At 50.3% G+C, this 10,923-nt stretch carries 10 protein-coding genes; 9 read left to right on the forward strand and 1 reads right to left on the reverse strand.

The genetic code is table 11. The annotated features are described in order from the left end of the window. The first annotated feature begins 121 nt into the window (after positions 1-121). The gene (locus ACP5PX_RS06705) at positions 122-1,222 is read left to right on the forward strand and encodes an NAD/NADP octopine/nopaline dehydrogenase family protein (RefSeq protein WP_428085201.1); all 1,101 of its coding nucleotides are present in this window, start codon (positions 122-124) and stop codon (positions 1,220-1,222) included. Positions 1,223-1,323: 101 nt separating this feature from the next. Here the strand turns inward: ACP5PX_RS06705 and ACP5PX_RS06710 are convergent, their stop codons facing one another. Continuing rightward, entirely contained in the window at positions 1,324-2,502 is a 1,179-nt protein-coding gene (locus ACP5PX_RS06710; RefSeq protein ID WP_428085210.1) for a 4Fe-4S binding protein, read from the reverse strand. Positions 2,503-2,709: 207 nt separating this feature from the next. On the opposite strand from ACP5PX_RS06710, the gene ACP5PX_RS06715 reads away from it, so the two are divergent. From ACP5PX_RS06715 to ACP5PX_RS06750, 8 genes are all read left to right on the forward strand, one after another. Continuing rightward, positions 2,710-3,357, forward strand: a complete 648-nt coding sequence (locus ACP5PX_RS06715) for a cobalamin B12-binding domain-containing protein (protein ID WP_428085202.1) — start codon at positions 2,710-2,712, stop codon at positions 3,355-3,357. A 4-nt stretch (positions 3,358-3,361) separates the two neighbouring features. Further along, positions 3,362-4,810 (forward strand): trimethylamine methyltransferase family protein, encoded by a 1,449-nt coding sequence (locus ACP5PX_RS06720; RefSeq protein WP_428085203.1) that lies wholly within the window; start codon positions 3,362-3,364, stop codon positions 4,808-4,810. 79 nt (positions 4,811-4,889) lie between these two features. Continuing rightward, a complete protein-coding gene (gene gcvT / locus ACP5PX_RS06725) occupies positions 4,890-6,017 on the forward strand; it encodes a glycine cleavage system aminomethyltransferase GcvT (RefSeq protein ID WP_428085204.1) in 1,128 nt (375 codons plus the stop codon). Further along, complete coding sequence (locus ACP5PX_RS06730; protein WP_428085205.1) at positions 6,010-7,158, forward strand: Coenzyme F420 hydrogenase/dehydrogenase, beta subunit C-terminal domain; 1,149 nt, start codon at positions 6,010-6,012, stop codon at positions 7,156-7,158. The genes gcvT and ACP5PX_RS06730 overlap by 8 nt, the downstream gene beginning before the upstream one ends. Positions 7,159-7,223: 65 nt before the next feature. Then, complete coding sequence (locus ACP5PX_RS06735) at positions 7,224-7,541, forward strand: permease (RefSeq protein WP_428085206.1); 318 nt, start codon at positions 7,224-7,226, stop codon at positions 7,539-7,541. Positions 7,542-7,886: 345 nt separating this feature from the next. Beyond that, on the forward strand, positions 7,887-8,246 hold the full coding sequence (locus ACP5PX_RS06740; protein ID WP_428085207.1) for a putative zinc-binding protein: 360 nt from the start codon (positions 7,887-7,889) through the stop codon (positions 8,244-8,246). 69 nt (positions 8,247-8,315) lie between these two features. Then, positions 8,316-9,092 carry a DUF169 domain-containing protein gene (locus ACP5PX_RS06745; RefSeq protein ID WP_428085208.1) on the forward strand — a complete coding sequence of 259 codons (777 nt, stop codon included), beginning with the start codon at positions 8,316-8,318 and terminating at the stop codon, positions 9,090-9,092. A gap of 200 nt (positions 9,093-9,292) precedes the next feature. Continuing rightward, positions 9,293-10,669, forward strand: coding sequence for a B12-binding domain-containing radical SAM protein (locus ACP5PX_RS06750; RefSeq protein WP_428085209.1), 1,377 nt, complete (start codon positions 9,293-9,295; stop codon positions 10,667-10,669). Positions 10,670-10,923: the final 254 nt, after the last annotated feature.

Here is a 10,923-nt window from a genome sequence, read left to right on the forward strand (position 1 = left end):
AGCCAAACCGGAGCTTGCGCAGGAGATTTCGCGTTTATTTGTGCAACAATGCAGAAAAATGGAAAAGAATATATATGGGACAAATCGATGAAGTTGGGGTGAGACAATAAAAATAGCTGTTTTGGGCTCGGGAAGTGGAGGCTTCATGTGCGCGGCAGATTTTTCGCTGCGCGGCCATGAGGTCCGATTTTACTCGAGAACAGGAGAGAGATTTAAACCGGTGATTGAAAAGGGAGGGATTAAATTAATCGGAAAGATGGAAGAACTGCCAGGTGACTTCGCCAAGATTTCGTTAATAACCACGGACATAAAGGAAGCCATCTCGGGAGCCGACCTGATTGTGAACCCGTTGCCTTTCTTCGGAGTAAGAAACTACGCTAAGCTGGTAGCTCCACATATAGAGGACGGTCAAACGCTTGTCTATTTTGGCAAGGGTGGCGGTGCAATCGAATATTACCAGGTGTTCAAAGAGATGGGTGTCAAAAAGGAAGTTTACTTGGGCGACACCAACACGCTGCCCTACGGGGCCTCATACATGGGCGACAACGTCGTGAGACTTGAATCGAGGACTTGGGAAATAATAACAACCGCTTTCCCGGGTAAAAACACCGACAAGGTCATTCAAACGCTGAAAAAAGTTTATCCCATGTACTCGATAAGAAAAGCCCAGAGCCCGCTCGAAACCGTTCTAGTGGATTACAATGCCATCACCCACATTCCTCCGATGCTATGCAACGCAGGTCGGATTGAATCGGGTGATAAAAGTTTCCACCTCTTTGGCAAGGACTCCTTGACACCATCGGTGGTAAGATTAATGGAAAAAGTGGACCGGGAAAGAATGGCGCTGTCCAAGGCGCTAGGGATAAGACCTTACACGCTGGAAGAGGAGATCCTCCACGTAAGATGGAATCCCCACGGCGAGAACTATGTCCTCCCGCTATACGAGGCCATTCATACGCCGTTCTTGGAGATGTGCGAAGGACCGTTCAAGCTTGAGACCCGGCATCTGCTCGAGGACGTGCCTTACGGGTTGGTCACCTACTCTTCGCTCGGGGACATGCTGAATGTGCCGACGCCGGTGGTCGACGCCGAGATTACCATGGCGGAGGCTCTTCTCGACAGGGACTTCAGAAGCACGGGTAGAACTGTGGAAAGAATGGGCATCGATCCCAGCTGGGATCTGAAAACGCTGAACAAATACCTGCAGGAAGGGGAAATCTAATTTTCTTTAACAAAACCCCTTCCCTTTCTTCTTTTTTTGATTTTTTTAGTCTCGAAGGATTTATCACCGAGTCTGCTGCCGTAATTCTAAACAAGAAAATTTCATACCTGATAATAATCTAGCGACAGTGCCTTAGTCGGGCAAACGGTAACACATAATCCGCAGCCGAAGCATTTTGCCGGCTCTATCTTGGCGAACTCATCAACTGTTATCGCCTCATATATGCAAGCCCGTTGACAAATTCCGCAAGCGTTGCACCTATTGATATCGATCTCCGGAACCTTGGGGGTTGTAATCAGCTGTTTCCCCCTGATTTCCCTCTCCTTTATCCTTCGGTGGGTTAGGCCCCGAATTTCGCTTAAAGAAGAGTAGCCCTTGTCCTCCATGAACTTTTTAATGCCATACAGAATTTGTGGAATTATTTTTGGCCCCCTCAGGTGGACTGCGGTCGCGAGACCAACGCAGGTCGCCCCGACCATAAAGTACTCCACCGCGTCCCTCCAGCTGCTAATTCCACCCACACCGACTATGGGGATATTGACGTTCTCTGCCATGTCCAATACCATCTTCAAGACGAGTGGCTTGATTGCGGGACCGGTCAGTCCGCCGCTACCCTTCGGGCCACCGAGGACTGGTTGTCCAGTCTCGATATCTATCTGCAGAACCGGACCTAACGCGTCCGCAGCAGCGATGGCATCCGCACCCGCCTTCTCCGATGCCTTCGCCCAATTCACCGCGTCTATGAAAAATATGGAGCTGAATTTCGGCATTATCGGGATGCTAACCTCCTTTTTTATCTCCGCCAGCATCTTGGCCAGCGGCTCCGGGTTGTGGACCTCCGGCGGCCCCATCGACCCCGGAAACATGGCATTGTATATCTCGGCCAAGTGCGGGCATGCGGTGGCGTACTCTATCATGTCGACTCCGGCTTCTTCAGCTTTCTTTGCCAGTTCTATGCTCTCCTCAGGAAATCTGCCAGCTATGCTCGCGATTATCTTCACCTCGCCCTCTTTCGCTATCTTAATCTCTTCCTTGAACCACTGATCCGCTGAAAGGTCGCTGCCCGAGAGACAGTTTATGAAACCACCGTCAATCGCAGCATAACAGGGCCTAGCGTGGGGGACTGGCTGAGCCACAATGGTCTTGGTCACGATTGCGGCGGGGCCGTACTCCGATAGCTTTTTTATCGTGGCCCCATTTCTGGAAAAGGCCGAGGAGGCCACGATTATCGGGTTCTTTAACTCCAATCCGGCCAATTTTAAAGAAAGGTCTATCTCCATCTTCGTCACAATTTCATTTTTATCAGCGAATAATAAATCTTTGTGATTTGCAAAAATGAACCAGTGCTCTTGCACCATATCATCCCCAAATAAGTTTGTCCACCGGATTTTGTTAAACCTGTAAAAAAGATAATTGACAAACCAATCGGGAGTTTTTTGTTCTCCCTATCCTTAAATAGGCGTTAACGAAAAAAACAAATGAGGTTGATGAACGAAAGCGGAGAAAGCCTTAAAAAAATTTACCACGCCGTTTTGAATTTTGACCTGAGGGGGGCCAAAGAAGCCACAAAGGAAGCTCTGGAAAAAGGGATTGATCCTCTTCTAATTCTCAACGAGGGCTCAATAAAGGCGCTGCGCGAAGCCGGCAGCAAATTTGAAAAGGGCGAGTACTTCCTCCCCGAGATAATGGTCTGCGCTGAAGCCTTTCAGGAGTCGTATAGAATACTGGAACCGGAGCTCACCCGGAAAAGTGAAAGAGCCGATTCACTCGGCAGAATCGTCATCGGTACAGTGGTGGGCGACATGCACGACATTGGTAAAAATCTTGTGAAGGCCCTTCTCAGTGGCGTGGGATTCGAGGTTTATGACCTCGGGAGAGACGTCCCCATCCAAAAATTTGTGGAAAAAGCTAAAGAAGTTGATGCGGATATCGTGGCCATGTCTGCCCTGCTGACCGTCACGATGCAGTTTATGGGCACAATTATAGCGGCTCTGAGGAAAGCTGGCTCGAAAGCAAAGACCATCGTCGGCGGCGCTCCAGTAACGGCCGATTTCGCCAAGAACATCGGTGCCGACGCATTTGCCGGTGATGCCTTGTTAGGAGTAGAGGAATGTAAAAGGCTTGTTGGGAAATGAGAGAATGACTAGAAAATTACTCGAGCCTTTCACTAAGGACGAGGTCTACCAAATAAATCAAGCGTCCTTGGAAATAATGGAACGAGCCGGAGTCTGGTATGAAAGAGAAGAGGCCCTGAAAATTCTGGAAAAGGCCGGGGCAGAAGTGAGCTACAAGACCAAGATTGCCAAGCTGCCCGAATCTCTGGTTAAAGATGCCCTGAAACATGTGCCGGGTAAATTCAGACTCGCCGGAAGGGAGAGAAAACACGACTTCGTTGTCGGTGAAGACAAGTCATACTGGGGAATGATGGGTGGTCCCCTAATTGTGGATTTGGAAACTGGAAAGGTCAGAGAAACCACCAAAAAGGATGTAGCTGAATGGGCCAAGTTTGCCGACGCCTTGGACGATGTCTGGTTCATAACACCGCCAATGGCCAGAGATGTAAACCCCATGGTCTCGGCAGAACACGAGTTCGAGGCGATGGTCAACAACAGCTCAAAATTCTTGGAACAAAACCTTTACTCCGGCTCGGGGGCGAGAAATGTTTTTGAGATGGCCAGCGTTGTCATGGGAGGAGATGAAGAGCTGACAAAGAACCCGTTAATTTTCGGCGCCGGCTGTGCCGTGAGCCCGCTGCAACACTGTGGCATCGCCCTTGACGTCTGGTCTGAACTGGCCTCCAGAGGCCTGCCCTGCCTCGTGGCCACTGAGGCCATCATCGGGGCAACGGGGCCGATAACAATAGCTGGTTCCCTAGCCGTTGCCAACGCGGATGTCTTGAGCGGTATCACGCTCCTCGAACTCATCACTCCCGGAATTCCCGTCGCCTATTCGATTGGACTTTCGCACGTCATGGATATGAAGAAGGCCGAGGCCCTGTGCGGTTGCCCCGAAAGGGTGTTCGCGATTGCGGCGAACGCCCAGCTCGGCCGTTTTTATGGGGTACCAACCTGGGTTGGGGTGGCCACGGACTCGAAGCTGCCTGACGCACAGGCGGGTTATGAGATGGCTTTGTCCGCACTCTACACGACCATGACGGGAAACCACATGGTGATGGGTATAGGATCCTCCCTGGCATCAAGAGGGGTCTCCTATGAGGAGGCCCTAATCGACTGGGAAATCATGCGCATGGTCTCAAGAATAGCCAAAGGTACCGAGGTAAGCGAAGAAACCTTGGGCGTTGACCTGATATGTGAAATTGGCCCTGGAGGAAACTTCATAGCGACCGAACACACGCTAAAGCATTATAAGAAGGAAATTCAGGATGCCGTGATAACCGATAGAAGCTCGGTATGGATTTGGGAAAAGGAGGGTAGAAAGGACATGGCTCAGAGAGCTAGGGAAATGGCAAAAAAGATCTTAAGGGAACACGAACCCACCCCATTACCAAAAGACGTGCAAGAGAGGCTAAGCGAGATCGTCAAAAGGGCTGAGAAAGAATCGTTAAAAATGTCGTCCTCAACCTCTTAAACCTTCCACGCGAATCTTTATCCAAGCGGGGTTCAAACAAAGAATAATAAAGAAATGAAAATAGATGTGTTGGGATAACATGAAACAGCTTCACATAGCCAACGTGCATCATGCGCTGGGTGCGCAGATGATCGAGTTCGCAGGCTGGGAGATGCCGCTGAGCTACACGAGCTTGGCGGAGGAACACATGGCCGTGCGTGAAGCGGCGGGACTCTTTGACGTCAGCCACATGGGAGAGTTTAAAGTAAGTGGCCAGAAAGCACTGGAATTTCTCCAGAGCGTGACCACCAACGATGTGTCCAAGCTAGAAATATTGGGAAGCCAGTACTCAACGGTGACCAACGAAAAAGGAGGAACCCGTGACGATATCTTAGTCTATCGCCTGGCCGAAAATGACTACCTCGTGGTTTGCAACGCCGCCAACGTCGACAAGATAGGCAACTGGTTTCAGGAGAATAACAAAATGGGGGCGGAGATAACGGACATTACCATGACGACGACTCTTTTTGCGCTCCAAGGACCAAAGGCCCTACCAACGTTGCAAAAACTGACCGACTTCGACCTCACCAAGATAAAGAGGTTCAGGGCCGCCTGGGTAAACATCGCCGGCATCGAATGTCTCGCCAGCAGAACTGGCTATACCGGTGAAGATGGCATCGAAATTTTTCTCCTGGACGAACCCCAATCCAATCCGGAGAGAGCTGAGAAGTTGTGGAAGGCCATTCTTCAAGCCGGTGGGGAATCCGGAGTTAAGCCGTGTGGGCTCGGGGCCCGTGACACCCTGCGCTTGGAAGCTGGTCTTTGTTTATACGGGAATGACCTCACTGAGGAGATATCCCCTCTTGAGGCCAGAATTGAATTTGCGGTTAAACTCGACAAAGGGGACTTCATCGGTCGAGAGGCCTTGCTGGAGCAGAAGAAATCGGGACTGAAAAAGATCCGAATTGGGCTGCGAATGCTTGAACCAGGGATACCACGACAGGGATACAGCATCTTCAGGGATAACGAAAGGATTGGCTGGGTCTCATCCGGAACCTTATCGCCGCTTCTAAAGGTGGGAATTGCCATGGGCTACGTGCCTCCTGAGGTCAAGGCTAGGGAAACTCTTTTCGTCGAAATACATGGCAGAAAGAGAAAGGCCGAAGTCGTGGATTGGCCCTTTTATAACCCAGAACAGTATGGGTTTAAGAGGAAGCACCATGGTTAAGGTCTGGCAGCACTTGGCCAAGGATGTTGTAACCCCTGATTACTGCATCGGCTGCGGCAGCTGTGTTGCAACCTGCCCAGTGCAGGCCTTGGAGAGAGTTAACGAAAAACCGACTTTAAAAGGAGTCTGCATCAACTGCGGCATCTGCTACGGGACCTGCCCTGAGGTCATTGACCCCCAAAGCCTGCAGATCCCGGTCTTCGGCGCTCCGCCGAACGATGAGCTAATCGGAACCTTCAGACACGCCCTCTCGGTTGAAGCCAACGACCCCAGCGTTAAAATTCGGGCCCAAGACGGCGGTGCGGTTACCGCGCTGCTCAGCTCGCTACTTGAGATCGGATACATAGACGCGGCCATTGTCACAGGCACTGATGCCGCCCCTTGGTATCCAGTTGTTAAGGTGGCCACGTGCCCCGAGGAGGTGGCGGAGGGCGCCGGGACAAAATATTCCCGAGGGCCGACCTCCCTAGGACTGCGCGAGGCGGTGAACATGTACTATCGAAAAAAGGTGGCCATCGTGGGGACGCCCTGCCAGATAATCGCCTCGAGGCGGATGGCGTTATCTACACCTAAAAACGAACACCTCTCCGACGCGATAAAGTTAAGGATTGGGCTGTTCTGCAGCGGTGTCTTCAATTATGAGCGATTTTTCAAGAATATCGTTGAAAAGAGCCTTCAGATACCACTGGCCTCGGTGAGCAAGTTTGACCTGAAGAATGAGAAATTGATTGTTTACCTGAAGCACGAGCCATCACGAGAGCTTCCGCTCAGCGAGATAAGAAAATACATTGACCTGCCCTGCCGGATCTGCTCCAACTTCTCGGCTGAAACGGCTGATATCTCAATCGGCTATCTGGGCTCGCCCGCAGGCAAATCGACGGTTTTGTTAAGGACGGAGCTGGGGGAAGAAGCGTTTGCAGAAGCGGGCAAGCTGGGCAAGTTCACCGTTACCGATCTGACGAGCGTGCAACCCGGATTGGATGCCATAAGACAAGAGGCGCTGAAGAAGAGGACATTGGCGGCACAAACAATCGAAGCGCTACGAAAGGAGAAAAAGGTGTTGCCGGTTTGGCTGGAGCATCCGGCCGGTGAAACTACAGCGGAACCCATCGAGTCATACAAGGGGACCTGTACAGTCTAGATTAAAAATTATTCTCGACTCAAATAATAATCTTTATAAAGTAGTTCAAACATTTTTGAAATACTATGTATGAGATAATCGAACTCGGAATCGATGCATTGGCTGAGTATCTCTCGGCGCATGTAATTATCGGTCTAGTTCCAGCCTTTTTCATCTCAGGGGCAATCGCGGCCCTAGCGAGCAAACAGTCCGTACTCAAATACTTTGGAGCCGGAGCAAAGAAATGGCTCTCTTACAGCGTTGCCACCGTATCCGGAGCCATTCTGGCTGTCTGTAGCTGCACAATCCTGCCCATCTTTCAAGGCATTTATAAACGCGGCGCCGGCGTGTTTATCGTGGGAGTGATCGGCGGCATCGCGGCAAACTTCCCCCCCTTCTCATGACCCGGCTACTTCCGTGGGCGAGTTGACCAAGCCCTACCTCGGTAACAGCTCGCTGACAGCTTGCCTGCTGGCCTCAGTCATCGGGGCCCTCCTTTACATGCCAACTTTGAAATTCCGATTGTCGGGTCTCTCTTTGGCTACGGCAACGGGCTGATGGCGCCCGGGCCGGCCCTCTCCCTCCTGCTTGCTGGTCCGGCACTGAGCCTACCCAGCATAATCGTCCTCACTAGGATGGTCGGATGGAAAAAAGGCCGGCGTTTATGTGTTGCTGGTTGTGATAATCGCCACTTTGACTGGAATGCTTTACGGGTCATTGGTATGAAGAAAATGGGAGGTGGTTGAAATTTGTCTGAGGAAATGAAATGGGAAGCCGGAAGGAACACGCATGAAAACATCATCTACGTATGCTTTGGAGGGCTTTCAAATACAGGAATCACCGCAGCCCTTGCGGCTTTGGAAGCGGTTCAGGAACTTGGATTGAAAAAGGTGGCCATTGGCTGTTTGGCGGGACTGCCGACCAACGTGGCTCCGGTTCACGGTAAGACGAAAGCAGCCGGAAAAATCGTGACTGTGGATGGATGCCCGTTTGAGTGTAGCAAGAAGGTGGTGGAAGCAGCGGGTTTCAGGGTAAACAAAAACATCGTGCTGACTAAAGACATCGGTATGAAAAAAAGGCGCTCCACGAGGACATCGGTAGTGACCTGAAAGAGGTCATGGCGTACATCTCAAATGACGATGTAAAGAGAGCCAAGGACCTTATCATCAGGGCCATACTTGAGGATTGAAAAAGACAAACGGTGCCGAGATATGGCCCAAACTTATAAAGAATTGGGCAAAAAGATGGTGGAGGTTCTTGATTTAAAATACTCTCCAGTTGGCGTAAATTTAATGTCGGTTGAAAGGGATATTCCTGGCACCGAGTTGTTGAACAAACATCGATATTGTCAGGGTTTGATGTTGGCCAGAAAGGGAAAAGGCGTTTTGCTCAGGGCGAACGGTCTCTCCTGTCCGGCGGCATCCTCTTGCTTTGGATACCAAGAATTAACGGAAAATTTAAAGACCGGAAGAAGTCTCGTTGACTTTGGCATCGTTTCCGAAGAAGCTGCAGGACAAAGGATGTTCGCCGAAATGCCCAGACTGCAACCCGGTTCAATCAAGCAATTGCATCTTTTCCCGTTAGAAAGATCAAACTGTGTTCCCAACATCGTCGTCGTTGAAGATGAGGTGGAAAAACTGATGTGGATCCTCCTAGCCTACCTGAACCTCAAGGTAGGACAGCGCGTGTACTCAAATACTGCGGTACTCCAAGCCGCTTGCGTCGACGCTACAGTGGTGCCATACCTTGAGGACCGGCTCAATTTCTCATTTGGTTGCTATGGTTGCAGAGACGCGACCGATATTGGAGCGGGTGAAGCCATTCTTGGATTCCCCGGCCGCTTCTTATCATCGATAGTCGACAACTTGGTAAATTTATCCAAAAAAGCAATACCGACGTCCCGCTCAAAGCAGGCTTTGTCTGCTCTTAAAACCATCAATCCGGCTGATCAGTAATGTCAGCAGCCATGTCGGATTCGTTGATGCCACGAGACTCAGCAATCTTTTTTAATGTTCTCTCGCAGCCAGCTTCCATCTTTCACATTCAAAAACCAAAAGAAAATTTACCATTTGGGGTGGCCACTATCCAACATCGGAAAAATAGACCAATAACTATATTGTTTTATGAACAACTTTCATATGTAGGTGACTGAAAGATGAAGGTGCTGCTCATCTCTCCACCCACAGAGAGCGCCGTGACCAAAGTTATGGGCACCACCGGACCTCCACTAGGTCTAGCTTACCTTGCTTCAATGATCAAAAATGAACATGATGTAAAAATTGTTGATGCCGTTGCCGAGGGCTACGCTGAAGAGGACGTAGCTAAAATAATAAGGAGTTATGACCCAGACCTGATCGGCTTAACTGCAACCACCGCCATGATGCCTGATGCCTACGAGACTGCCCAAGTCGCTAAGAAAATCAACGAAAACGTGAAAATCGTCATCGGTGGTCCCCACGCAACTTTTTTGCCCGAGAGAACCATGCAGGAATGCCCGCAGGTGGATTTCGTCGTAAGAGGTGAAGGGGAGTACACCTTTAAAGAACTGGTAGCTGCCTTGGAAAAAGAAAGAGATCTGAAGAACATAAAGGGGCTTTCGTTCCAACGCGATGGAAAAGTGATAAACAACCCGCCGAGAGAACTGGTGGAAAACGTTGACGAAATTCCCATGCCTGCCTATGACCTGCTGCCGATGAAAAAATACCGGGCGGGAAAAATCGAGTTCGGTACCATAATCACCAGCCGGGGCTGCCCGTTTAACTGCATCTTCTGCTCTTCCTCACTTCAGTTCGGCAAGAAATGGCGCGGCCACAGCGTCGCGAGGACTCTGGAGGAGCTATCCATCCTCAGAAATGAGTACAGTAAAAGGGAAATAGAATTTCTGGATGATACCTTTACCTTTCAGAAATCGAGAGCCATTACCATCACCGAAGAAATCAGGAGGGAAGGACTGGACATCACTTGGACGGCATCTTCCAGGGTCGATACCTTTTCACAAGAAGTGGCCTGCGCGATGAAAATGTCCGGAGCACATACCGTCTACTTCGGAATAGAATCCGCGTCGCAGAGGACGCTGGACTTCATCGGAAAGGGGATTACGCCAGAAAAATCGGTGCTGGCGGTGAAAAATGCCAAAAGGGCCGGGCTCCACGCCTTGGGGTCCTTCGTGATCGGTTTTCCAGAAGAAAGTGCTGAGGAAATTGAAACGACGATAAAGTTTTCTAAAAAGGTCGGCGTTGACCTCGCCCAGTTCACCATCGCCACTCCATACCCGGGGACGAGGCTGTGGTTATATGCTCTGAAAGAAAAGATACTGCTCACCATGAACTGGAGAAAGTTCACCACCCTAGATCCCGTGATGAAATTGAAATATCTTACGGCGGACCAGATAACCAAAGCTCTGAGATCGGCTTACCTAAAATTTTACCTGCGTCCGAAAATGCTGTTGCTGGACCTGATCAGAGATAGGGGCTTCGTCTTCAAGAAGGCGATGCACTTCCTAGCCAATGAGATAGTCCAACGGCTGAAATAGAAACCCTTTTCACCATAACAATTACAGCTTAACGGAAAAGCCAAGGCAATGATGGGAACATCGTGCTCCCGATACTTCGAGAAGCCATTATGAGTGGCGATCGGAAAAAGGCCACCGAACTTGTTGATCTCAGCCTTGCAAAAGGGATTGACGCAAGGTTCTGCGCCAATTTTAAGGCAGTTTTCCCATAGTTATTGTGGCATTTAGGAGCTGGCCGAGGCTGGTGGGGGGACAGAAACCAACCGAGGTGATTG

Origin of the sequence: Hadarchaeum sp. (SeqCode), from assembly GCF_049969415.1 — an archaeon.
Classification (GTDB): Archaea; Hadarchaeota; Hadarchaeia; order Hadarchaeales; family Hadarchaeaceae; genus Hadarchaeum.

Coding starts and splice junctions, on each gene's coding strand:
- ACP5PX_RS06735 (WP_428085206.1), top strand. CDS start 7,224: ATGTATGAGATAATCGAACTCGGAATCGATGCATTGGCTGAGTATCTC.
- ACP5PX_RS06730 (WP_428085205.1), top strand. CDS start 6,010: ATGGTTAAGGTCTGGCAGCACTTGGCCAAGGATGTTGTAACCCCTGAT.
- ACP5PX_RS06720 (WP_428085203.1), top strand. CDS start 3,362: ATGACTAGAAAATTACTCGAGCCTTTCACTAAGGACGAGGTCTACCAA.
- ACP5PX_RS06750 (WP_428085209.1), top strand. CDS start 9,293: ATGAAGGTGCTGCTCATCTCTCCACCCACAGAGAGCGCCGTGACCAAA.
- gcvT (WP_428085204.1), top strand. CDS start 4,890: ATGAAACAGCTTCACATAGCCAACGTGCATCATGCGCTGGGTGCGCAG.
- ACP5PX_RS06710 (WP_428085210.1), bottom strand. CDS start 2,502: ATGGAGATAGACCTTTCTTTAAAATTGGCCGGATTGGAGTTAAAGAAC.
- ACP5PX_RS06715 (WP_428085202.1), top strand. CDS start 2,710: ATGAACGAAAGCGGAGAAAGCCTTAAAAAAATTTACCACGCCGTTTTG.